This window comes from Roseobacter phycocola, assembly GCF_042055075.2.
Taxonomy (GTDB): domain Bacteria; phylum Pseudomonadota; class Alphaproteobacteria; order Rhodobacterales; family Rhodobacteraceae; genus Roseobacter.
In genome coordinates this window covers 1,732,569-1,756,926 of the sequence record NZ_CP194010.1, presented here as the reverse complement: position 1 = coordinate 1,756,926, position 24,358 = coordinate 1,732,569, and the positions used below count along the sequence as shown (strand labels likewise).

Annotated in this window: 18 protein-coding genes and 1 tRNA gene; 9 read left to right on the top strand and 10 right to left on the bottom strand. The window is 62.3% G+C overall.

Annotated elements, in window-relative coordinates; all coding sequences use genetic code 11:
* Window positions 1-128: 128 nt before the first annotated feature.
* On the top strand, window positions 129-2,081 hold the full coding sequence (locus tag AB4K19_RS08630) for a divergent polysaccharide deacetylase family protein (RefSeq protein WP_436399451.1): 1,953 nt from the start codon (window positions 129-131) through the stop codon (window positions 2,079-2,081).
* On the opposite strand, the gene AB4K19_RS08625 is transcribed toward AB4K19_RS08630, so the two are convergent.
* The 8 genes from AB4K19_RS08625 to fabI all read right to left on the bottom strand — a co-directional run bounded on the left by AB4K19_RS08625 (window position 2,082) and on the right by fabI (window position 12,048).
* A complete protein-coding gene (locus tag AB4K19_RS08625; protein WP_436399450.1) occupies window positions 2,082-4,166 on the bottom strand; it encodes a putative bifunctional diguanylate cyclase/phosphodiesterase in 2,085 nt (694 codons plus the stop codon).
* A 147-nt stretch (window positions 4,167-4,313) separates the two neighbouring features.
* On the bottom strand, window positions 4,314-5,351 hold the full coding sequence (locus AB4K19_RS08620; RefSeq protein ID WP_375227999.1) for a succinylglutamate desuccinylase/aspartoacylase family protein: 1,038 nt from the start codon (window positions 5,349-5,351) through the stop codon (window positions 4,314-4,316).
* A gap of 3 nt (window positions 5,352-5,354) precedes the next feature.
* A complete protein-coding gene (gene trpE / locus AB4K19_RS08615; protein ID WP_436399449.1) occupies window positions 5,355-6,866 on the bottom strand; it encodes an anthranilate synthase component I in 1,512 nt (503 codons plus the stop codon).
* Window positions 6,867-6,872: 6 nt separating this feature from the next.
* Entirely contained in the window at window positions 6,873-8,711 is a 1,839-nt protein-coding gene (locus AB4K19_RS08610; protein ID WP_375227998.1) for a peptidylprolyl isomerase, read from the bottom strand.
* A gap of 81 nt (window positions 8,712-8,792) precedes the next feature.
* Window positions 8,793-9,968, bottom strand: a complete 1,176-nt coding sequence (locus AB4K19_RS08605) for an aminotransferase (protein ID WP_436399448.1) — start codon at window positions 9,966-9,968, stop codon at window positions 8,793-8,795.
* A gap of 129 nt (window positions 9,969-10,097) precedes the next feature.
* Window positions 10,098-10,628 (bottom strand): xanthine phosphoribosyltransferase, encoded by a 531-nt coding sequence (gene gpt / locus AB4K19_RS08600; protein WP_375227997.1) that lies wholly within the window; start codon window positions 10,626-10,628, stop codon window positions 10,098-10,100.
* Window positions 10,629-10,634: 6 nt separating this feature from the next.
* On the bottom strand, window positions 10,635-11,237 hold the full coding sequence (locus AB4K19_RS08595; protein ID WP_375227996.1) for a LysE family translocator: 603 nt from the start codon (window positions 11,235-11,237) through the stop codon (window positions 10,635-10,637).
* Between the two features lie 4 nt (window positions 11,238-11,241).
* Window positions 11,242-12,048 (bottom strand): enoyl-ACP reductase FabI, encoded by an 807-nt coding sequence (gene fabI / locus AB4K19_RS08590; protein WP_375227995.1) that lies wholly within the window; start codon window positions 12,046-12,048, stop codon window positions 11,242-11,244.
* A 140-nt stretch (window positions 12,049-12,188) separates the two neighbouring features.
* Between fabI and pdxH the strand changes: the two genes are divergently transcribed.
* The 7 genes from pdxH (at window position 12,189) to AB4K19_RS08555 (ending at window position 20,085) form a co-directional block, all read left to right on the top strand.
* A complete protein-coding gene (gene pdxH, locus AB4K19_RS08585) occupies window positions 12,189-12,794 on the top strand; it encodes a pyridoxamine 5'-phosphate oxidase (RefSeq protein ID WP_375227994.1) in 606 nt (201 codons plus the stop codon).
* A 316-nt stretch (window positions 12,795-13,110) separates the two neighbouring features.
* A complete protein-coding gene (locus tag AB4K19_RS08580; RefSeq protein ID WP_375230868.1) occupies window positions 13,111-13,608 on the top strand; it encodes a cold-shock protein in 498 nt (165 codons plus the stop codon).
* Entirely contained in the window at window positions 13,605-14,066 is a 462-nt protein-coding gene (locus tag AB4K19_RS08575; protein ID WP_375227993.1) for a DUF192 domain-containing protein, read from the top strand. Before AB4K19_RS08580 ends, AB4K19_RS08575 begins: the two co-directional genes overlap by 4 nt.
* A gap of 40 nt (window positions 14,067-14,106) precedes the next feature.
* Window positions 14,107-14,183, top strand: a tRNA-Pro gene (locus AB4K19_RS08570).
* An 802-nt stretch (window positions 14,184-14,985) separates the two neighbouring features.
* Window positions 14,986-18,645 (top strand): vitamin B12-dependent ribonucleotide reductase, encoded by a 3,660-nt coding sequence (locus AB4K19_RS08565; protein ID WP_436399447.1) that lies wholly within the window; start codon window positions 14,986-14,988, stop codon window positions 18,643-18,645.
* Between the two features lie 464 nt (window positions 18,646-19,109).
* Entirely contained in the window at window positions 19,110-19,544 is a 435-nt protein-coding gene (locus AB4K19_RS08560) for a YHS domain-containing (seleno)protein (protein ID WP_436399446.1), read from the top strand.
* A gap of 307 nt (window positions 19,545-19,851) precedes the next feature.
* On the top strand, window positions 19,852-20,085 hold the full coding sequence (locus AB4K19_RS08555; protein WP_436399445.1) for a hypothetical protein: 234 nt from the start codon (window positions 19,852-19,854) through the stop codon (window positions 20,083-20,085).
* A gap of 307 nt (window positions 20,086-20,392) precedes the next feature.
* Here the strand turns inward: AB4K19_RS08555 and AB4K19_RS08550 are convergent, their stop codons facing one another.
* Entirely contained in the window at window positions 20,393-21,931 is a 1,539-nt protein-coding gene (locus tag AB4K19_RS08550) for a trimethylamine methyltransferase family protein (protein ID WP_375227990.1), read from the bottom strand.
* A gap of 404 nt (window positions 21,932-22,335) precedes the next feature.
* Here AB4K19_RS08550 and AB4K19_RS08545 point away from each other — a divergent pair, with 404 nt between their 5' ends.
* Complete coding sequence (locus AB4K19_RS08545; protein ID WP_375227989.1) at window positions 22,336-22,941, top strand: outer membrane protein; 606 nt, start codon at window positions 22,336-22,338, stop codon at window positions 22,939-22,941.
* A gap of 52 nt (window positions 22,942-22,993) precedes the next feature.
* Here the strand turns inward: AB4K19_RS08545 and AB4K19_RS08540 are convergent, their stop codons facing one another.
* Window positions 22,994-24,166 carry a pyridoxal phosphate-dependent aminotransferase gene (locus AB4K19_RS08540; RefSeq protein ID WP_436399444.1) on the bottom strand — a complete coding sequence of 391 codons (1,173 nt, stop codon included), beginning with the start codon at window positions 24,164-24,166 and terminating at the stop codon, window positions 22,994-22,996.
* Window positions 24,167-24,358 lie beyond the last annotated feature (192 nt).

The window sequence follows — 24,358 nt, the reverse complement described above, 5'->3', positions numbered from 1 at the left end:
CACACATGTTCAGGGTTGGTAGCCTGCGTCAAGAGGTGGCGCTGTCCTGAATGAGCCGGAAAACCCGCAGGACGGCAGGTGGGACAACCCACCGCCGGGGTGTGACAGACTGAGAGGACGGGCTGAGGGTGGCCAGAGGTTTTATCAGAGGAGTGTTCTGGGGCAGCTGCGTCAGCCTCGGCGGGGTCGTGCTGTTGTCTGTGTTCACAGAAAGACCCGGCGCCGTGATCGTGCCGGAAAATGCGGCGGATGCAGAGATTGCCGGGGCGCCGGACGCGACGACGGCCGCGCCGGAAACGGCACCGGCACCTCTGGCGGAAACACAGGGTGCGGCAACCACGCCGCTGAGCCTTGCACCTGAACCTGACACGCTGGCCGGATTGCGCGCGGATGATATGACGCCTGCAGCAGTTCCGGAGGCAGGGGATGCCTCGGCCCTGGAGAAACCGGCGTCGGTCGCGGGCGCCGCCGCGCTTGAGGCGCCGGCAGTGGATGCGCCAGTGGCGGGTGGTGGCCAGACAAGCAGTCTGTCCGCACCGTCGGCTGAAACGTCGGTCAGTGTCTCCACACAACCAGCGAACCCGCCTGCAGATACACAGCAGGCTCCGACGGGCAGTGACACGGTCGTGGAAATGGCAGATGACCCTGTTGCGGCGCCTGATACGGGCAGTACGGCCCCGTCTGTGCAGACTGAAATTGCCGGGTTTGCAGCACCGGCAGATCCCGCACCGCAACCGGCACCGGCCCCTGATGAGACGTCGATTTCTGCTCTGCCGGCCCAGCCACAGGCGCCCGAGGTACCGGTGCAGCAGTCCGCTTTTGCAGCACCCGGCCCGGATGTTTCGGGCGAGCCGGTTCAGCCGTCCGCCCCTGAAACAGATACAACGGCGTCAGGCCTTGCGGCGCTGACCGACCCGGCGACGGATGAAAAGGCGGATTTTGTGGCACCGGACCGCACATCAGAACCGGATACCACTGAAATCGCTGCGACGGATACCACGCCGGCAGAGATACCGGCGGCACAGACCCGGCCTGCTGAGGCACAAACGCCGGCACCTGTGACGGTGGGGGCAGAAGTGGAGACGTCGGGTGCGGATGAGGACCCTGAAGTCGAAATCGCCGGGAGCCGCCCTGTTGCAGGCTCTGGCGCGCCGGATCAGGCCGCATCAATTGCGGATACCTCCTCGGGGCCACCCCTGCCGCAGGGTGAAACAGCTGCCGAGGGTGACACGCCGGGCGTTCTGCAGGGTACGGTTGGAAATATCGCCGGCGGAGTGCGGACCAACCGGCTTCCGAACCTGGGCGACACTGACACACAGGATGCGCCCGATGTGGACGGCGCAGCAGAAGGTGAGGTTGCGGAGGCGGCAACTGCGACGAATGCGGTGCTGAAACCGGTCGAGAAATACGCCCGCCCCGCTGACAATCCTGATGAAAAACCTGTGATGGCCATCGTTTTGATGGACACAGGCGCCGATCTCTCCGCTGACACCATCGGGTTGCCGGCGCTGCGCAGTTTTCCCTACCCGGTGAGCTTTGCCGTCGAGGCGACACTGCCCGACGCCGCGGAACGGGCTGCGGCCTACCGTGCGGAAGGATTTGAGGTCCTGTCCCTGGTCAACTTGCCAGAAGGCGCCCGGGCGAGCGACGCTGCGGTGACTCTTTCTGCGGCCCTCGATGCCGTGCCGGAGGCCGTTGGCGTGCTTGAAGGCACAGGCACCGGCGTTCAGACCACGCGCGATGCAAGCGAGCAGATCACCGGTAGCCTGGCGGACAGTGGTCATGGGTTTGTGACGCAGAACCGGGGCCTGAACACGGTACAGAAGCTGGCCGCCCGTGCAGGCGTGCCTTCTGCAGTGGTTTTCCGTGACTTTGACGGGCAGGATCAGACACCTGCCGTTATCCGCCGGTTCCTTGATCAGGCGGCATTCCGTGCCTCACAGGAGGGCGGCGTTGTGATGCTGGGCCGTCTGCGGGAAGACACAATATCCGCACTGCTGGTCTGGGCACTGCAGGACCGCGCGGGCCGGGTTGCCATCGTGCCGGTCACCGCCGCGCTTTCAGTTCAGGAAAACCTCTGATCAGGCAGACTGCTCTGCGTCGGCATGACCGTGACGATCATGATACCATTGTACGAATGCCTCTTCCGGCATTGGCTCTGCGATCAGGAAACCCTGCATTACCTCACAGCCAAGATCGCGTACCGCCTCGAGCTGAGCCGGCGATTCCACGCCCTCGGCCACAATTTTCATATCGAGCTTGCCGGTCAGCCCAACGAGTGCACCGATGATGCTTTCGGCCCGGTCCTCGGGTACCGGCGATATCAGCGATCTGTCCAGTTTGAGCCCGCTGAGACGCAGGTGCGACAGGGTCGAAATAGAAGCGTAACCGGTGCCAAAATCGTCAAGGTAAACCCCGAAACCAACATCCGCGATGCGGTTCACCGTTGTAACGGCCACATCCTCTCCGCTTTCGATCAGGGTTGATTCCAGCACTTCGAGCACGAGGTTTTCCGGCGACAGATGCCGCGCCCTGACGGCCTGCAGCATACGGTCCGGCAGATGGGGATCCCGCAGCGTGGCGGGCGATGCATTAAAGGATATGCGGGGCAGATCGATACCCGCCGCCCGCACACGTTCCAGCAGGTCAAGGCCTTCCTCAAGCATCAGCATGTCAATTCGGTTCAGCAGACCTGCCTCATCAGCGGCGGCCATGAACAGCGCGGGCGGAATGATCCCGCGCTCCGGATGCTGCCACCGCACCAGAACCTCAGCCCCCTTCAGCACACCGGTGCTCGTGCAGACCTGCGGCTGGATATAGGCACGGAACTCTTCCTGATCAAAGCCACGCCGGATTTCGTCAAAAAGAATGTTACGCGTCTCGATATCCGTGCGCATATCGTCAGAATACCGGCACACCCGGCCGCGCCCGCCGCGTTTGGCGCGGTAAAGCGCCAGGTCCGCCTCGATCAGAAGCTGGTCCTGCGTGGCAGTCGATGAGCTTGCAAAGGTATAGCCGACACTCGCACCGATCCGGCAGGGTTTTCCCTTGATGACAAGCGGTGCGCTGATGGCTTTCACAATGTTATCTGCCACCGTCTCGACAAACCGCGGGGCCGCGCGGGAGGTCACCACGATGACAAACTCGTCACCGCCGATCCGGGCGATGAAATCCTCTGCCTGCGCATGTTTGCGCAGCAGTCGCGCGACCTTGACCAGCACTTCGTCTCCGGCGGCGTGCCCCAGGGTGTCATTGACGGATTTGAAAAAATCGAGATCGATCTTCAGAAGGCAGATCCCGACATCTCCTTCATCGGAACCACGCGCGACACGGCTCATATAGCTGTTCAGCGCGCGGCGGTTGGCCAGCCCGGTCAGAACGTCATGCGTGGCCGCATAGTTCAGCGATTTATGCGCCTGTTTCAGTTCATCATTGCGTGCCCGCGCCTTCTGATAGGACGCCAGCAACTGACTGCGGCGCCGTTCCAGCCTGCTGAAGGCACGGTTGACGCTGACCTGAGCGGGCAGAAAGATCAGCAGCGCCTCGGCGATCAGGACCACAATGGCGCTGACGAAGGCTGCTTCCTGTATCCACTGCAGCCGGTCCATTTCCCGCGCAAGCCCGGCTTTGAACAGGCTGACCATCATATCCAGCCGGTCCAGCAGTTCGGTCTTGGCCCAGAGGTTCAGCTGTTCGCGGATGTTTTCGCGTTCCTCTCCCTCGGACTGGGGGAAGTAGAGCGCCATGGCACTAAACCGTTCTGACAGGCGGTCCAGCGGAATTGCCCCGGTTTCGCGGTAGAACTTCTCGACCGCGGGTGGAAGATCGGTACGGGCGCTGAGCTGCTGTTGCGCCTGGTCAAAGGCGATGGCTGCCCCAACAAGACCCTCCTGGGCCGACATGGATCCGGTTTCCGCATAACGGTTCATGTAAAAAAGTATGCGCTGGCTCAGCATGCGCTGATCTGCGGCCTCACTGACCAGTTCGGCATGAGACGCCAGCATCTTTGTGCTTTTGAGAGATACAACATGCACCGTGGCAAGCATCCCTGCTACGAACAGCACAGCAAATGCGTACCGTTTCCAAAGGTGGTCCGGTTTCGAAATACAGAATTTGAGCAGCGCGCGCCGCGTCCTGGGTTTCCGCAGCAGGGTCCGGGTTGTCATTCGTCTCACTTTCATCGGTGCACGGGTATGGGGCGTGTGCCGTTGCAGCAGTGAGAATGGCGCGGGAACGTTGAAGAAGTTTCAAACCTCTGGCCCGGATCACATCTAAGTGCTTAGGATTTGAGCTAAAACCCTGCGATCAGCGGGTCAGATGATCTCGTCTTCGTCAAAAAGCGGATCGCTTTCCAGCTGGGCTGCGAGACCCTCAACAGTGTCGCCTGACGCCGTCGGGCTCAGGGCGGCGAGGTGAAAAACAGCATCGCCTTCATTCACGACCGGCAGAATGGCCCGCCCGATCAGGATACCATCCGACGGCGCCGTCAGATCGGTTTCCACGCCACCGAATGGGTCCGAAACACTGGCAAGGACATCGCCCTTGCTGACGGTTTCGCCTTCCGCGCGGAAAGTCCGCAGGAGGCCGCCGGCAGGCGCGCGCAGCCAGGTCGAGGATTTACACAGATAGGGTTCGGCGCGGGCCTTTGCGATGCCGCGCGCGGGCAGCATATCGAGGCTGCGCAGAACCCGGAGAATACCTGCTACCCCGGCGCGCACCGCCATTTCGTCAAACCGCAGCCCTTCGCCCGCCTCATAAAGCAGCACTGGTGTGCCGCGTTCAGCCGCCTCCGCACGCAGCGATCCGTCGCGCAGGGGCGACGTCAGAATAACCGGCGCGCCAAAGGCGGCCGCCATCGTCCCCGTTCGGCTGTCCCCGGGCGAAACCCGGATCTGGGGCAGGTTGGTGCGGTGCACGGCCGCCGAATGCAGATCGATGCCGGTGTCGCAGCGCAGCACAACGTCGTTCAGAAAGATATGCGCCAGTCTGGATCCCAGAGACCCGGAGGGATGGCCCGGGAAACAGCGGTTCAGGTCGCGCCGGTCGGGCAGATACCGCGACCGGTTCAGAAAGCCGAAGGAGTTGACGATCGGCACCACCAGCAGCGTGCCGCGCAGCGACTTCAGCTGTGGCGCGCGCAACAGACGGCGCACGATCTCGACGCCGATGACCTCGTCGCCATGAACCGCCGCCGAGACAAACACCGTCGGGCCCGCGCGCCTGCCGTGGTGAACGCGCACGGACAGGCTGACAGGGGTGTGATCCGGCATAGTAGAGACGGGCAGGTGCACCGTATCCGCGCTGCCCGGCGCGATGCTCCGGCCCGCAATCTCAAAAGGTGCGCGGGCCATGGATCAGCTGTTTCCGTCGCCCGAGAACCGCGCCGCATCCGCCGCCGCGCGCCGGATCGCGTTGGATTTATGCACGGTTTCCATATATTCCGCCTCCGGATCGCTGTCGTAGACAACGCCGCCACCGGCCTGAATATAAAGCTTTTTGTCCTGCACGACCGCCGTGCGCAGCGCGATACACATGTCCATGTCGCCGCCCGCGCTGAAATAGCCGACACCGCCGCCGTATACACCGCGCTTTTCGGGCTCCAGCTCGTCGATGATCTCCATCGCCCGCACCTTGGGCGCGCCCGAAACCGTCCCCGCCGGCATGCCTGCAAAGAAGGCATCCAGCGCGTCCTTGTCCTCGTTCAGCTCGCCCACAACGTTCGACACGATATGCATCACGTGGCTGTAACGCTCGACGATGAATTCCTCGGTCGGGCGCACGGTGCCGATTTTGGCAACCCGGCCCACGTCGTTGCGGCCCAGATCAAGCAGCATCAGATGCTCCGCCAGTTCCTTTTTGTCGGCCAGCAGATCGGCCTCCAGCGCGCGATCCTCTTCGGGCGTGGCACCGCGCGGGCGGGTGCCGGCGATGGGCCGGATCGTGACCTCCTGGCCAAACACGCGCACCAGGATTTCCGGGCTCGCACCGATGACCTGAAAGCCGCCGAAATTGAAATAGAACATGAAGGGCGAGGGGTTCGTGCGCCGCAGTGAGCGGTAGAGCGCGAAGGGGTCCTGCGGAAAATCCTGGGTCCAGCGCTGTGCCGGAACGACCTGGAAAATATCGCCCGCCACGATGTAATCGCGCGCTTTTTCCACCGCGGCCTTGTACCCTTCGTGGGTAAAGTTGCTGACCGGTTCGCCGGGGGGTACCGCATCACCAAGATCACGGGTCGCAGCCGGCATCGCGCGTTCCAGATCGCGCACCGCATCCATCACCCGTTCCGCCGCCTGCGCATAAGCCGCCCGCGCGGACTGACCTTCCGAGGCCCAGGCGGGAGAGACTACCGTCACCTCACCTTTGACGCCGTCCAGCACAGCGACCACCGACGGGCGCAGCATCACGGCATCCGGCAGGTTCAGCGGGTCGGGGTTGATATGCGGCAGATGCTCCACCAGACGCACCATGTCATACCCCAGATACCCGAACAGACCTGCTGCCGCCTGGGGCAGATCTTCGGGCAGGTCGATCCGGCTTTCATCAATCAGCGCGCGCAGGGCGTCCAGCGGGTTGCCCTGCATCGGCTCAAAGGCTGTGGCGTCATACCGTGCGGCCCGGTTGACCTCACTCGTTTCCCCCCGGCAGCGCCAGACCAGATCAGGTTTCATCCCGATGATCGAATACCGTCCGCGCACCTCGCCGCCGGTGACGGATTCCAGCACAAAGGCGTCTTTCTGCGCGCCTGTGAGTTTGAGCATCAGCGAGACGGGCGTGTCGAGATCCGCCGCCAGACGGGTATAGACAATCTGGTTGCGGCCTGCGGTATAGGCGGCCTCAAAGGCGTCAAAATCAGGGGTCAGTGCCATGCCGGGTCAGGGGAAATTAACGTGCACGGCCTGCAGGGCCTGCGGGTTGATCTGGGGGTCGGCACGGCGCGTGACATCGGCGCCATAGATGTCGAAAAGGTCCTGCGCCAGGGTGCTGCTCGACTGCTGGGCCAGCTGTTCGCGCAGACGGGTGTTGTCCTCGCTCTCCTCAGGCGCTGCCGTGCTGTCGAGGCGCACCACGATCACCGAACCCGGTGTCTCAACGACGCGCACCTCACCGGGGGTCATTTCAAAAACCGTGTTCATGAAACCTGCCGGTGTACCGCCGACGAAATCGCTGCGCACCAGGTTTTCCTCAACAACAGCATCATAGCCCACATCGGCAAAGCTGCTGCCGCTGTCCAGCTGCGGCACAACCGCCTCGGCCTGTGCGGCCAGCCGGGATGCGGTTTCGGCTGCCTGCCAGTGCGCCAGAACCGCCGCGCGCGCGTCCTCAAAAGGCTCCGGCCGCGGTGCCAGGACATCATCCAGCCGAAGGGCAAAGAGCCCGCCATCATCCAGCCGCTCGATTGCCGGGAAATCCTCTGCTGTGACACGGGCGGCCTCGGCGCGGAAGGCTTCATAGGCGGCAACGCCTTCGGCGGTGGCCGCTGTCCAGTCGATGGTGCCGAGCGTCATGTCCGTGTCGCTGTCCAGCTCTTCAAGCGTCGCACCACCGGCGAGCATATCGTCCAGGTTCTGTGCCTGAGCATCCACGAGCCGCTGGGCGCGGTCGTTGACCAGGGCTGGGCGCAGGATGTCGCGCGCTTCCTCAAAGGAGGTCTCCTGTGCGGGCAGCACCGCATTGATGCGGAACAATGCTGATCCCAGCGAACTGGGCAGCGGGCCCACAACATCGCCCACCGATGCCGCGAACACGGCGGCTCCGGCCTCGCCCAGTTCGGCCTCTGTCACATCGCCCAGATCCACGTCCTGCAGCGTCAGACCGCGTGTTTCGACCAGATCCTCAAAGGCGGTCTCATCCCCCAGAGAGGCCAGCGCAGCCGCAGCCGCTGCTTCGTCCAGATAGGCGAGACGCTCCACAAGGCGGCGCTCGGGCACGTTGAATTCAGCGGCGCGCGCTTCGTATTGCTCGCGCAGCAGGTCGTCCTCAATCTCAACCTCGTCAATCAGCATGTCCGGCGTCAGGATCGCATAGGTGATCCGGCGGGTTTCCGGCAGCGTGAAATCGTCGATGTTTTCCTCATACCAGGCGCGCAGTGTCGCCTCGTCCGGCGTCTCCAGCGGCTCGGCCAGATCATCTGCCCCCAGTGCGGTCCAGGTAAAGCTGGCGCGCGCAGCAACATAGGTCATCAGCGTGTCAACATAGGTGTCGGGCATTTCAACGCCGCTGAGCACGGCACCCTGAAGCAGCGTACGCGCAACTTCCTCGCGCAGCTGTTCTTCGAACTGGCTCTCGCTGATGCCGTTCTGCTGCAGCGCAAAACGATAGGCTTCGCGGTCAAATTCACCATCAAGGCCCCGGAAAGCGCCAATGCTCAGAATGCGGTCACGCAGGTTCTCGTCGCCGATGGAAATACCCATCATGCTGGCTTCATGGTCCAGCGCGCGGTCGGCCACCAGACGTTGCAGAACAGCACGGTCAAGGCCGATCTCCTGGGCGCGCGCAAACGGCAGCACCTGGCCGCTTTGCTGCTGAAACGCCTGAATTTCCTGCTGCAGGCCGCGGAAATAGGAGTCCACCGGCAGATTTTTGTCACCCACGGTCCCGATGCTGCGGATATTGCCTGAAAGGTTTGTGGCACCAAAGCCCGCAAGGCCCAGAAACAGCAGGCCCATCAGAACCCACATCGCCGTTTTCGATAAGCTTTTTCCAGCAGCCATTATGATCTCTCATCCACAGGGAATTTTAACTTGCAGCACTGTCTATGCGCAGGCGCGGGCAGGGGCAAGGGGAAGGGTGCCTCAGCCTGTCACAGACGCGAGACGTTCGTAAAAACCGACAATCCCCGGTACGTCCAGATTGGCAAAGGCGATCCGCAGCTGCCGTGCGCCCGCGGGATCATCATCGGGGCAGAACATTGTGCCCGGCAGACACAGAATGCCCTGCTCGTGCACCAGCCGCTGCGCCAGTGTCGCAGAGCTCTCTGCGAAAGGATGCGCCATATAGGCGAAGTAGGCACCGACCCCCATCAGGACCCAGCCTTTTTCCGCGAGCGGGCCAAAGCCCCCCTCAATCGCCGCGCGTCTGCGCAGGATTTCATCGCGCTCACCGGCCAGCCAGTCGTCCAGATGCTGCATGCCCCACAGGGCGGCGTACTGGCCGATCTGACCGGGACAGATGGCGACCGTATCCAGAAACTTTTCCGCCTGGCCCAGACGTTCCGGGCTGGTCACCAGCGCACCCACGCGGTGGCCGGTCAGCCGGTATGCCTTGGAAAAGGAGTAAAGGTGGATCAGCGTGTCGTGCCAGTCGGGATCGCGGAACAGATCATGCGGCGCGCCGTCACGGCTGTGAAAATCCCGGTACGTCTCGTCGAGGATCAGGGCGATGCCCCGCGCGCGGGCCAGATCGAAAAAAGTACGTAACAATTCGGCCGGATACTCGGCGCCAGCCGGATTGTTCGGCGACACCAAGGCAATTGCGCGCGTGCGGCTGGTGATCAGAGCGGCGGCGGCATCCACATCCGGTAGCAGATCCGCACCTGTTGCCAGCGGCACGCTGCGCACACCGGCCATATCCAGCCACATTTTGTGATTGAAATACCAGGGCGTCGGCACAATAACCTCGTCGCCTTCAGCGCAGAGGGTCGAGATTGCAGCTGCAAAAGCCTGGTTGCAGCCTGAGGTGATCGCAACATTCTCTGCTTCAACCCGGCCACCGTAGATCCGCGCCGTGCGCTCGGCCAGACCGTACCGAAGCGCCGGCATGCCGAGCACAGGCCCATAAAGATGCGCGTCATCCCGGCTCAGGGCGGCATCCGCCATGGCCTGTTTCATCCCCTCTACCGGAGGATCAACGGGGGCCGCCTGGCTCACGTTGATCAGGGGGCGGTCTGGCGGAAAACTGACGCCCTCAAGCCAGCGGCGAGCTTCCATCACGGGTGGGGCGAAAGTGCTTGCGGTGCGTGTCGGTATCATTTGATCTCCTGTAGCCCCGGATCAGATGGCGGGAGCCTCCGGCGGGGATATGTCGGGCCAGAAGAAAAGGCGCGCGTGGTTTCTTCTGGCGAAAAGTATCCCCGCCGGAGGCATTGAAATCTGCCCGGTTCAGTCGGTACCGCGGTAGGGTTCGACGTACTGCAGTGCCATATCCCAGGGGAAAAAGATCCATGTATCCTGGCTCACGCCGGTGATGAAAGTGTCGACCTGCGGTTCGCCCTGGGGTTTGGCATAGACGGTTGCGAAATGGGCTTTCGGGTACTGGGCGCGCACCAGTTCCAGCGTTTTGCCGCTGTCCACCAGGTCGTCGACGATCAGAATACCGGTGCCGTCGCCCATTATGTCCGCGTCCGGCGCTTTCAGCACTTCGGCATCGCGCCGCTGATCGGCTTTGCCGCCACCTGAGTGATAGGACATCACCGAGATCGTATCGACCACGCGGATATCCAGTTCGCGTGCGACGATCATCGCGGGTGCCATGCCGCCCCTTGTGATGGCCACGACCGCGCGCCAGGCACCTTCGTCCGGTCCCTGACCGTCAAGCCGCCAGGCCAGTGCGCGGCTGTCGCGGTGTATCTGGTCCCAGCTGATGTGGAACCCTTTTTCATGTGGCAGGCGGCCGGGGTCTTTGGGCGTCATGGTCGGTTACCTTTCAAGCAGCAGGCGAAGGCCGAGCGCGCCGAGGATGGTGGCAGCGATGCGGTCCAGAAGGGGTTTGGCGCTGAGATATCCGCGCCGCGCGGGGCCGCTGGAAAGCAGCAGCGCAAAGAGGGTGTAGAAGGTGATCTCGAGCACCAGGTGATTGGCCACGATCAGTGCGATATCCCGCGCGGCCAGCCCCTGAGGGAACACAACCACAATGACAGCCGCGGCGAACAGCATGGATTTGGGGTTGCCGGCATTCACCATCAGACCGGACAGAAAGGCACGGCCACGGGGGCGTGTGCTTTCGCTCAGCGGATCACGCGCATGCCGCCAGGTCTGTACCGCGATCCACAGCAGATAGAAGGCGCCGGCAACTTTCAGCGTTGTGTAGGTCCAGGGAAACAGGCGGAAAACGCTCTCCAGCCCCAGAAGAGCCGCAAGCGTCCAGAGCGAGGCCGCGATGCCAAGGCCGATGCCCGTCGCAATCCCCGCTGCCCGCCCGGCGCTCACCGAGATCCGTATAAAGTAAAGCAGCGCCGCACCGGGGCTCGCAATGGCTGCGGCCAGCACGAGGTTGAAGGCAATCAGGCTCTCGGCGCTCACCGGGTCAGTCCTTGCTCATGTCAGGCGCATCCACCGCCTTCATACCGACCACATGATAACCCGCATCCACATGCAGGTTTTCGCCCGTGGTGCCGGAGCCCAGATCGCTCAGCAGGAAGAGGGCCGCTTTGCCCACGTCATCCGTGGTGACATTCCGGCGCAGCGGGGAATTATATTCGTTCCACTTCATGATGTAGCGGAAATCGCCGATACCTGACGCCGCTAGTGTCTTGATCGGACCGGCCGAAATGGCGTTCACACGGATACCGTCCTTGCCCAGATCTTCGGCCAGATACTGTACCGATGCCTCAAGTGCTGCCTTGGCAACGCCCATGACATTGTAATGCGGCATGACCTTTTCCGCGCCATAATAGGTCAGCGTCAGGCAGGAGCCGCCCGGGTTCATCATCTTTTCCGCGCGCTGCACCACAGCCGTGAAGGAATAGACCGAGATATCCATCGACATGGCAAAATTCGCGCGGCTGGTGTCCACATACCGCCCGCGCAGCTCGTTCTTGTCCGAGAAGCCGATGGCGTGCACGACAAAGTCAATCGAGCCCCATTTTTCCTTCAGCGCCTCAAAGAGCGCATCAATCGAGGCCTCGTCGCTCACATCGCAGGGCAGCACGATATCGCTGCCCAGCTGTTCGGCCAGCGGACCCACCCGCTTTTTCAGAGCGTCCCCCTGATAGGAGAAGGCAAGTTCGGCACCGGCTTCGGCACAGGTTTTTGCAATGCCCCAGGCAATCGACTTGTCGTTTGCCAGACCCATGATGAGCCCGCGTTTCCCTGCCATCAGATCGTTTGCCATGTTCACCCCTCAAAGTTTCAGACGCCGTTGCCTGACCTTTAGGCGATTGGCAGGGGGCCATCAAGATGCCGCAGCGGGCTTGACCTTTCGCGGCTGACAGCCACCTGTTGGGCGCAACGGAATTCTATGGAGCACAACCGATGGAAACGCGGTCAGGAAAATTTGCCGGCGACAATCCTTTTGAGATCGCACAGCGCTGGCTGGACGAGGCCACGGCCAGTGAACCGAATGACCCGAATGCCATCGCTCTCAGCACGGTGGACGCAGACGGGCTGCCCAATGCGCGGATGGTCCTGCTCAAGGCGATCGAGGACGACGGGTTCGTCTTCTATACCAACTATGGAAGTGCCAAGGCCGGCGAGCTGGATGGCGCGGGCAAGGCGGCTTTTGTGATGCACTGGAAATCGCTGCGGCGGCAGATCCGCGTGCGGGGCACTATCATGCGCGAGGACGGGCCGGCGGCGGATGAGTATTACGCATCGCGCTCTCTCAAGAGCCGGCTGGGTGCATGGGCCTCACGCCAGTCGCAGCCGCTGAGCAGCCGCAGCGCTCTCATGGCAGAAGTCGCAAAGGTCACCGCACGGCATGGCACCAATCCGGCCCGCCCGGAATTCTGGGGTGGTTACCGGATCACTCCCGTAGAAATAGAATTCTGGGCCGACGGTGATTTTCGCCTGCACGACCGTTTCGTCTGGCGACGCGCAGAGGCTGGCGCGGACTGGACCGTGCAGCGGCTGAATCCCTGAGGCAATTGCCTCAGAAATTACAGGTTTTCAGTACTGTGTGATTTTGCACACTCAATGTGCGCCAACTTTCGCAAACCTTCATTTCAACGCTTTGCCGGAGTGGACACCCGCATAGCGCGAAAAAATAGCACTTTCACAATCCGGTGATGCTTGCGACAGTAGGAATTTGAGAATACCAGCCTAAAAAGTGGGACATCAGCGCGTTTTTGGTTGATAGATGAAAGCCTTTTCGCGCAAGAGTATGGTAAGGTGGCCCCGAAGTCCGGGAAGTGAGTGAGTGAACGAAGCGGCTGAAATCGCGACACCCGTATCGGGAATGGTCAAATGGTTCGATCCTGTAAAGGGGTTCGGATTCGTTGTGGCGGACGAGGGTGGGCCGGATATTCTCCTTCATGTGAACGTCTTGCGCAATTTCGGGCAGAGCTCGGTTGCGGATGGTGCGCGCGTCGAACTGGAGATTCAGCGCACAGACCGCGGTGTTCAGGCGACTCACGTGCTCGCCCTGCATCCGCCGGACACCGGCGACAGCGCCGGATTGTCTGATATCGCAGCCCTGGACCCTGAGGTGGTCGCCGGCGCACCGCTCGAACCCGCGCGGGTCAAATGGTTCGATAAAGGCAAGGGCTTCGGCTTTGCCAATATTTTCGGGCGCCGCGATGATATCTTCCTGCACATGGAAGTGCTGCGCCGCTCCGGCCTGTCTGATCTGGCCCCCGGAGAAGCGCTCGCCCTGCGTGTTATAGAGGGTCGCCGCGGCCACATGGCCGCCGAGGTCTTTGCTTGGGAAGCCGCGCTCGACCGCGACGAGGAATGATCCTCAGAACTGCCGTTCTTTTCGTGATGCTGGCCGGTTCCGCCGTGGCACAGGCCTGCCGTGAGGACACGGTTCACCTGCGCGGCGACTGGGGTGAGGCCCGTTTTTCTATAGAAATCGCAGATGACCGCTCCGAGCGGGCGCGCGGGCTGATGCACCGCGAAAGCATGCCGGCCGCCGCGGGCATGCTGTTTATTTATCCCCAGCCGCAGAGCCTGTCGTTCTGGATGCGCAATACGCTCATTCCGCTGGACATGCTGTTCATCGATCCCGGCGGGGTTGTGCAGCACATTCACCACCGGGCCGTCCCGCTTGATGAGACGCCGATCCCGGGCGGCAATGGCCTGACCCATGTGCTCGAGATCAATGGTGGTATGGCCGAAGCGTTGGGTATCACGGTCGGCTCGCAGGTGCGCCACCCGTCTTTTGATCCTTCAGTTGCCGCCTGGTCCTGTTAGGGCTTTTCAAATCATCTCAGCCGGTCTATGTGAGCGCTGTCGGAGCGTGGCGCAGCCTGGTAGCGCACCTGTTTTGGGTACAGGGGGTCGGAGGTTCGAATCCTCTCGCTCCGACCATTTCCAGAAAATGACGGATAATTTGCGGCAGAAGAGCCTTCGCGGCGCTGGATGCGGATGTCCACGTGTTCTGCGGCGGCCCGGACCACCTCAGGATGCGACTCACGACGCCCGCCCGCCTGGGTTTCGACCACCGCGGGAGATTCCCTCAGCCACAATATCTTGTGACACCAACCGCCCCGGACACAGCATCCTCCCCATATATGGGGAGGGCTGATGCAGCTCTGCCACGCCGCTGTCTTAAAACTGTAACATCCGGTGAATATCCTTACCGGGCTGTCTGTGGCGTTTACCTTTTGATAACGTTTGTCTCAGAAACCGGCGCGGGTTTGTGGATAAACTCAGGTGATACCTCAACACGGGCACCTAAAGCTGCCGGTTTAAAGGGAAAATCCGGACGTTGTTTCGGAGGGGTTTTCCACAGCAGACGGCGTCGCTGATACCGTGGGTTGTGATCTGAATCACGTCGCCGTGAGCGGTGCTTAAATCCGGCCTTCCGTCAAGCCGGTAAGTTTTAAAAAAAGTCTAAAAATATCGTTGACCCACCAGGGCAAGATACGTCAGTTTGTGCAGGCCGACGATAACGCCACAACATGTAGTGGTTAAACGCACAGGGGCGGATCGACGGGACAGGGGCATCAAGACGATCAGTATCTGACCGATCTGAACCATGCCGGGGCACGCTTTTGCGCTGCTGCGGACCGGTTCGCTGTGCCCCCGGACCTGCGGCAACGGGCTGGGCGCCGGGCGCAATGACGCACGGGGTTCGTAAAAGAGACATGCTGGATACGAGGCAGCGCACATGAAAATTGAACGCAAATTCACCAAAGTCGGACAGGACGCCTACGCGGACCTGGAATTCGTGACAACCGCTTCGGAAATCCGCAATCCGGATGGCACCATCGTGTTCCGCCTGGACGAAGTCGAAGTGCCCGGCTCCTGGAGCCAGGTGGCCAGCGACGTCATTGCCCAGAAATACTTCCGCAAGGCAGGCGTGCCCACAGCGACCCGCAAGGTGAAAGAAAAAGGCGTTCCGGAATTCCTGTGGCGCTCAGTGCCCGCAGAGGGTGCCACCATGGGCGGCGAAACCTCCTCCAAGCAGGTATTTGACCGTCTGGCCGGCGCCTGGGCCTACTGGGGCTGGAAGGGCGGCTACTTCTCCTCCGAGGAAGACGCCCAGGCCTATTTCGACGAAATGCGCCACATGCTGGCCAGCCAGCGTGCGGCGCCCAACAGCCCGCAATGGTTCAACACCGGCCTGCACTGGGCCTACGGCATCGACGGCCCCGCCCAGGGCCACCACTATGTCGACTATAAAACCGGCAAGCTGACAAAATCCAAATCCTCTTACGAACACCCGCAGCCGCACGCCTGCTTCATCCAGTCCGTCTCCGACGACCTGGTCAACGACGGCGGCATCATGGACCTCTGGGTGCGCGAAGCGCGCCTGTTCAAATACGGCTCCGGCACCGGCACCAACTTCTCGTCGCTGCGTGCTGCGGGCGAAAGCCTCTCGGGTGGTGGCCGGTCCTCCGGCCTGATGGGCTTCCTGAAAATCGGCGACCGTGCCGCAGGTGCGATCAAATCCGGCGGCACCACACGCCGTGCGGCCAAGATGGTGATCGTCGATGCGGATCACCCGGACATCGAGGATTTCATCAACTGGAAAGTGATCGAAGAGCAGAAAGTGGCGAGCATCGTCGCAGGCTCCAAGATGCACGAGCAAAAGCTCAACGGTCTGTTTGAAGCGATCAGAACCTGGGACGGTGCCGAAGCAGACGCCTATGATCCGGCCAAAAACGACGCCCTGAAACAGGCGATCCGCGAGGCGAAAAAGGTTTCAATCCCGGAGACTTACGTCAAGCGCGTGCTGGACTATGCCAAGCAGGGCCACACCTCGATCGAATTCCCGACCTACGACACAGACTGGGACAGCGAGGCCTATAACTCGGTCTCCGGCCAGAACTCCAACAACTCCATCCGCGTGACTAACGCATTCCTGACGGCCGTCGAGAAAGACGCCGACTGGGAACTGATCAACCGCGTGGACGGCCAGGTCACCAAAACCGTCAAAGCCCGCGATCTGTGGGAACAGGTCGGCCATGCCGCATGGGCCTGCGCCGATCCGGGCATCCAGTACCACGACACGGTGAACGACTGGCACACATGCCCCGAAGACGGCGAAATCCGCGGCTCCAATCCGTGCTCCGAATATATGTTCCTCGATGACACGGCCTGTAACCTGGCGTCGATGAACCTGCTGACCTTCCTTAAGGACGGCGAGTTCCAGGTCGAGGACTACATGCACGCCACACGTCTGTGGACCGTGACGCTGGAAATCTCTGTGATGATGGCGCAGTTCCCGTCCAAAGAGATCGCACAGCGGTCCTATGACTTCCGCACGCTGGGTCTGGGCTATGCAAACATCGGCGGTCTGCTGATGAACATGGGCTACTCCTATGACAGCGACGAAGGCCGCAGCCTCTGCGGCGCACTGACCGCGATCCTGACCGGTGTGTCCTATGCCACCTCCGCTGAAATGGCGGGCGAGCTGGGCCCGTTCCCGGGATATGACAAGAACGCCGAACACATGCTGCGGGTCATCCGCAACCACCGCACGGCGGCGCATGGCAAGGTCGGTGGTTATGAGAAGCTCTCGGTGAAACCGGTGCCGCTCGACTATAAGAACTGCCCCGACGAGAAGCTGATCGAAGTGGCGCGCGGTGCCTGGGATCAGGCGCTGGAGCTGGGCGAGGCGCACGGTTACCGCAACGCACAGGTTTCCGTGATCGCACCCACCGGCACCATCGGTCTGGTCATGGACTGCGACACAACCGGCATCGAGCCTGACTTTGCACTGGTGAAGTTCAAAAAGCTCGCAGGTGGTGGTTACTTCAAGATCATCAACCAGTCCGTGCCGGCGGCCCTTGAAAAGCTGGGCTACGGTTCTGCCGAGATCGAAGAGATCGTGGCCTATGCCGTGGGTCACGGCACCATCGGCAACGCGCCGGGCATCAACCACACCACGCTGGCGGGCCACGGTTTCGGTGCCAACGAGCTGGCCAAGGTGGATGCGGCACTGGCCTCGGCCTTTGATATCCGCTTTGTGTTCAACCAGTGGACGCTGGGCGAAGAGTTCTGCCAGCAGGTGCTGGGCATCCCGGCCGACAAGCTGAACGACCCATCCTTTGACCTGCTGCGGCACCTGGGCTTCAGCAAAAAGGACATCGAGGCGGCCAACGACCACGTCTGCGGCACCATGACCCTGGAGGGCGCGCCCTTCCTCAGGGAAGAGCACCTGTCCGTCTTTGACTGTGCGAACCCCTGCGGCAAGAAGGGCAAGCGTTTCCTGAGCGTGAACAGCCACATCACCATGATGGCTGCAGCCCAGTCCTTCATCTCGGGTGCGATCTCCAAGACGATCAACATGCCCAACGATGCAACCATCGAGGACTGCCAGAAGGCCTATGAACTCAGCTGGTCGCTGGGTGTCAAAGCCAACGCGCTCTACCGTGACGGCTCCAAACTCAGCCAGCCGCTGGCAGCAGCCCTGGTCGAGGATGACGACGAGGCACAGGAGGTGCTGGAAAGCGGCTCCATGCAGGAAAAAGCAACCGTGCTGGCCGAAAAAGTGGTCGAGAAGGTGATCGTCAAGGAGATCATCAAATCGCACCGCGAAAAGATGCCTCAACGCCGCAAGGGCTATACGCAAAAGGCCATCGTCGGCGGCCACAAGGTCTACCTGCGCACCGGCGAATATGAGGACGGTAACCTCGGTGAGATCTTCATCGACATGCACAAAGAGGGTGCGGGTTTCCGGGCGATGATGAACAACTTCGCCATCGCGGTCTCGGTTGGCCTGCAGTACGGTGTGCCGCTTGAGGAATTCGTTGACGCCTTCACCTTCACCAAATTTGAGCCTGCGGGCATGGTGCAGGGCAACGAGACGATCAAGAACGCCACGTCGATCCTCGACTATGTGTTCCGCGAACTCGCTGTCTCTTATCTCGACCGCACCGATCTGGCGCATGTAGCTCCCGAAGGTCACACCTTTGACGACCTGGGTCGTGGCGAGGAAGAGGGCGTGAGCAACGTCTCCGAGCTCTCTGATACAGCGGCCAGCAAATCGCTGGAAGTCCTCAAGCAGATCAGCTCCACAGGCTACCTGCGCAAGCGCCTGCCTCAGGAACTGGTGGTGCTCAAGGGCGGCGCGGACGGCTTTGCCGAGGAAACCGCAGCGTTTGACGGGGCTGCACCGCTGGACGGCACCACAGGCGGGGTCGCAACCATGACCACCACCACGGCGGTCTCCAGCAGCACCGTCAGCATGGACGCCCGGACCAAGGCGAAAATGCAGGGCTACGAGGGCGAGGCCTGTGGCGAATGCGGAAACTACACGCTGGTGCGCAACGGCACCTGCATGAAGTGCAACACCTGCGGCGGGACATCCGGCTGCAGCTGATGGAAAACGCGTCCCTGGGGGACGTGTAGGGGGCCCTGAGCCAGCAATGGCCCAACCCCCGACGAATACCGGTAAGGGCAGGGTGGGACCTTGGCCTTCCAGTTACCCGGCGGGGCAGGATCCCGCAGGTTTTCGGATGAAAACCCGCTTTGTCCTGCGTCGCGAGAAACCGAGAGGTTTCTCACGGGACACGGGGCGGATGCGTTCGCTCCTGACGACGTTCAGGCCGCAGGCAGAAAAATACCGAGCGGTTAACATATTGAGCCTGAACGGCGAAACTCCCAGGGGTGCTTCGGCACCCCTTTTTCTTTCCCGCCAGCCGGGTGCAGAGACGATAAACTGCAACTGAAATCTGTGTGAGAATGCCGCCCGTTTTTCTGGCGGCAACGTCATGTGCAAGTGATCGGCACCTCCGGTAGCAAACAGGCGTCCCGATCACGGGACCCTTAAAAACGGAGATCACCATGCTCAGAAAACCCCTTCTCGCTCTTGGTCTTGCCGCCGGTATGGCGCTGACGGCCCAGACGGCCACGGCCGGTAACCAGCTCGCTGTTGCGATCGGCGGATATGACACTGTGTCCTATCACAGCGGAACGCCCACGCAGGGCGAAGCACGCTTCAACCACTTCTGGAACGGCGCTGTCTGGTACTTCAGCAGCGAGGAAAACCGCGACGCCTTCAAGGCCGACCCGGCCTCTTATGCACCCGCCTATGACGGCTATTGCTCCTGGGCGGCCAGTCAGGGCTACAAAGCGCCCGGCGATCCGACCGTCTGGCAGGTGGTCGATGGCACGCTCTACGTCCAGGTCCACCCCCGGGCCCAGACCCTCTGGCAGGAAGATATCCCGATGTACATCACAGCGGGTGACGAGAACTGGCCGCGTATTCATCCGTTCTGACCCCTCGCAACGCGACACGTGGCTAGGGCCCGGGCGACTCACCGTCGTCCGGGCTTTCTGCATCTGCAGGTTCCCGCCGATGCCGGATTTCGGCGGTTCGGTGCCGGAACCACCAGCCGTCGGTCATGGATTGCCGAAAACCGCACCGGCAGGATTTTGCCCGGCAGAGACAAGCCGACCGTTAACGCCCAAACCCGCGCGCCCATGCCGGTTTTGAGCGATCTGCGGGGCAGGGGATGTCGCCGCACGAACGCGGTGCCATGTGAAGGGCGCGGAGATGTTCCGCTTAAAAATGGGAGTAACCAACATGACCAGAACAACTCTTACCTCGATCGTCCTTGCCCTGGGTGTCGCCGGTGCAGCCAGCGCCGCAACAGAGGCAGATGCCAATGGTGACGGCGTTCTGACCATTGACGAAGTGCAGGCCGTGATGCCCGACATCACCGCCGATGCCTTCAACACCATGGACCTGAACGCGGATGGCGCGCTGGATGCGGCAGAAATCCAGGCCGCGCAGGAAGCGGGCCTGATGCCTGCCTGATCCCCAGGTGTCCTGACCCCGGTCGCTGCCCTGTGACCGGAGGGGCACAAGGCGCCCCCGGTGCGATACCGCACCGGGGGTTGCTTTTAATTCCGCTGCGAAACCCCTGAGACTTCCAACGGTTTTGCAGAAGCGCCGCCCCGTGGGGGCGGAACGGCGCGGCGCAACAGTGCCCGTTGCGCGGGCGCTTTGTTCTGCGCTGTGTTAAAGCGTCCGGCGAACCCGCTCAGTCACTCAACGCCGCCTTAAATCACGGCGCCCAACGCGCCACCCCAAGCGGGATGTTTCACCTGTCCCGCCAGAAACGTCACGCAGGCAGATAAATGTTGAACCGCGCCCGCAGCGCGGCATCCAGCGCCGGATCAAACCGGGCCGCTGACCGTTTCGCCAGAATCTCGTCCTTGCGCTGGCGCGCCTTTTCGATGAGATCCGGCTTGCCGTTTTCCGTCCATTCCTTGGGCGAGGTCCGGTCCCCCAGTGTGGGGTAGACATGGTCCGCCTCCATCCGGCCCAGGGTCTGTTCCGTGCCCAGATAATGGCCCGGCCCGCCCACGCAGACCTCGCGCATCTGATCCAGCGCCAGCGTCTCGTCATTGACCTCGATCCCGCGCACACAGCGCATCGCCTGGCCGATCAGATCATCCCCCAGGATCAGGGATTCGTGGCAGAAGCCCAGCAGGGATGCGTGCATGCCCGCCGCCTCATAGACCATATTCAGACCTGACAGCCCCGCCATGACGTTCGAGCACATCTGCTCCCAGCCCGCCTGCATATCCGGCAGTTTAGCGTCTGCGATTCCAGCGGCCGCACCGCCGGGCAGGTCATAGTATTTGTGCATCTGGGCGCAGCCTGCCGTCAGCAGCGCCTGTTCGCCGGACCCGCCCGTCATGGCCCCGGTGCGCAGGTCGAGACCAAAGGGCCAGGTGCCAAAGACCGCCGGATGCCCCGGTTTTACCGCCTGGACATACACAAGCCCCGCGAGGCATTCGGCCACCGCCTGGACAATGGCACCGGCCACTGTCGAGGGCGCTGTCGCACCGGCCATCCCGGCCGACAGCAGCAGAACAGGCATGCCTGCGTGGATACAGGCCTCCATCGTCTCGCAGCTTTCGGTGGCGAATTTCATCGGCGGGACCACAAAACAGTTTGAGTTCAGCACGAAAGGCCGCTCACGCCATTTGTCCTCACCGCCCGCGATCATGTGCAGCATCTCGACACAGGGGCCGACATTGGAGGGATCGGAAAAGGAGGTGCCGATGTGTTTTGTGGTGCCCGCGCAGGTCGCATAAATGGTGTTCAGGTCCATCTCCAGATTGTCCGCGATGTCGCGGCAGACCATCGGGCGCTGGAGAAAGTGTATATTATCAAGCACATCCGTGATGCGCGCCGCATCGTGCAGATCCTGCACGCCGCATTCGCGGTAATTGCGGCCATCGGCTTCCACAAGGTGCACCGCAGCACCGGCAGTGCCGTAGTGAACACGGTTGCCGGACAGTTCCAGGTCCTGCGCCGGGTCGCGCCCAAAGAGTGTGATCGTGCGGTTGGCCGAGGAAATGGCGTCCTCCACCAGGGCGCGCGGAAAGCGCAGGCGGCCGTCATCGCCCAGGACAGCACCTGCGGCGGTCATATAGTCGATGCCTGACTGCGGGGCATCCACCAGACCGATGTCTTCCAGCGCCTCGAGGGCTGCGGCGTGGATACGGTCCATGTCGGCGGGGGTCAGGGGTTTATACTGGCCGCCGTCCATACCTGGGCGGATCGGGCGCATGTGATCAGGCAGGGCGCGGGCGCGCGCCGCGCGGCGGGCCGAGCGGCCCCCGCTGCGGGTTTTTACGGATTGTGTCATGTTGTCTGGTCCGGAAAAGGGAAAACTCTTGGGTCTGGCGGATCAGCGCCCGCCGGGCCGCCCCCGTGCAGCGCGCCCGCGCTCCGCACCGATTGTGCGGACCACCAGTTTGATTTTGCAGCAAACGCCCTGCATCTCCGGCCTCCCTTTACTGTGACAGGCTGACGCAGGGGGGCTTCCCTGTCTGGTCTGTTTGCGACCTCGTGAACTTTTTTCCAGCGCCATGGAACCGGCAGGAAATGGCCGGGTAAAGCGTTGTGGTGGCAGCGTTTTGCCGGAAAAACCCCCGTTCCGGCGGGGTTGTGCCGCCATGGCCTGGCGCGCCTTGAACCCACCGGAGGGATGCACAGTTGGGTCAGTACCGGGCGGCGGTTGTGCCGGCCGGAAATGGCAAGGAGACAGTCATGAAAAAGACAAGAGCATTCTGTGCCGCACTGATCGCGGCGGGCGTGGCGGCCACGGCGGCGGGCGCGGGATCACCCGCCGCCCCGGTGATCGAGACCGTACCCGCGGCACCGCTGCCCGAGCCGGTCTACACCGGTGGCCAGTGGACGGGTGCCTATGCCGGTGCCCAGCTTGGCTACGGCGATGTGAGCGGTGACGGCACGCTGGATGGCGTGGACGGCGACGATACGCTTTATGGTGTGCACCTAGGGTATAACTACGATTTCGGTGCCTGGGTCAGCGGTGTCGAATTTGACTATGACGAGGCCGATATCGACATCGGGACAGGTGCCGCCACGGTCGAGGATGTGACCCGCCTCAAGGTCAAAGCAGGCTACGACATGGGCCGCTGGCTGCCCTATGCCACCGCCGGTGCTGCGCGGGTGAACACCACAGCCGGCGATGACACCGGGCCCTTTTACGGTCTGGGCGTCGCCTGGCAGGCCACCGAGCGCGTGACTGTCGGCACAGAACTGCTGCGCCACAACTTCAGCGATCTGGGCAACGCCGCCGGTGCGGATGCGGATGCCACAACGCTGACTGTGCGGGCCTCTCTCCGGTTCTGATCCGGACAGGCCGCACCGGCCCGGATGTCTCTCCCCCCGCATCCGGGCCACTTCAGGCCGCGAGCGTCTCCGCATGGGCGCAGAGCTGGCGCAGGGATGTTTCAAAAGCGTCATCTGCAACGGTCATCGCCACCCGGATATGGCCCGCTGCCGCACTGCCGAAACTCTCGCCCGGCATCACCGCAATGTGGTGCGCATCGAGCAGGCTGTAAGCGAAATCCTCGCCGCTCATCCCCGTCGCACGCACATCCAGCATCAGATACATCGCCCCCTGTGCGGGCACGAGCGCCACGGTATTCTGTGCGGCCAGCACCTCATGGGCCAGCGCCCGGCGGCGGCGGAACGGCTCTGCGATCTCTGCCTCAAAATCCGCTCCCTGGTTCAGCGCAAAAAGGCCTGCATCCTGGATGAACCCTGGGACGCCATAGGTGGTATTCGTCGCCAGATTGATCAGATTGCCGATCACCTCTTCTGGACCGACCAGCCAGCCACAGCGCGACCCGGTCATCGCATGGGATTTCGACAGGGACCCCACCACCAGCGTGCGCTCCGCCATGCCGTGCAGGCTGCGCGGGCTCAGATGATCGCCCTCCCAGACCTGGGTGTCATAGACCTCGTCCGAAATCAGCCACAGATCGCGCTCTTTGCAGACCTCTGCGATCCCTTCCATCGTGGCGCGCGAATAGACCACACCCGTGGGATTGTTCGGACTGTTGATCAGCAGTGACCGTGCGCCCGCCGCATGGGCGTCAATGTCCGCGGCACGGGGCTGGAACGCGTCCGCGGCACGGGTGGTGATCACCTGTGGCACCGCACCTGCGGCGCGCAGAGTGCCGGGGTAGGTGGCATAGTAGGGGTCGATATAGAGCGCCGTGTCGCCCGCGTCGCAGGCGGCAATATGGGCGGAAAAGAGCGCGGACTGACCGCCCGGTGTGATCAGCACATTGTCCGGCGTTGTAGGCACGCCGGTGCGCGCCGCGACGCGTGCCGCAACCGCCTCGCGCAGGGCCTCTGCACCAGGGATTGCCGCATATCCGGTGTTGCCGGCCATGGCCCGCTCATGCATTTCCTGCAGGATGGGCGCTGCGGTGCGGATGTCATGCTCGCCGATCGTCAGCTCGGTCACGGGCGTGCCCGCCGCAATCATACGGCGCGCCTTCAGAAAGACGTCCCAGCCGTCTGAACCACCGCCGTTGATTCCTGTAAGGCGCTGTGAAAGCTGCATCTCTGCCTCCGTTGTATCACCCCGCAGGGGCGCATGACTGCGACCCCGCAGAGGCGCAGAAAGATCCTGCGGGCAGGGGCGCAGAGCGCGCGCGATTCGTCAATCGGCCTTGACCCGCGCGCCCGCGCCGTGCCACATGGGACCATGACCCGTACAACAATCATTTGCTGTATTATTTGCTGAACGCTTCCA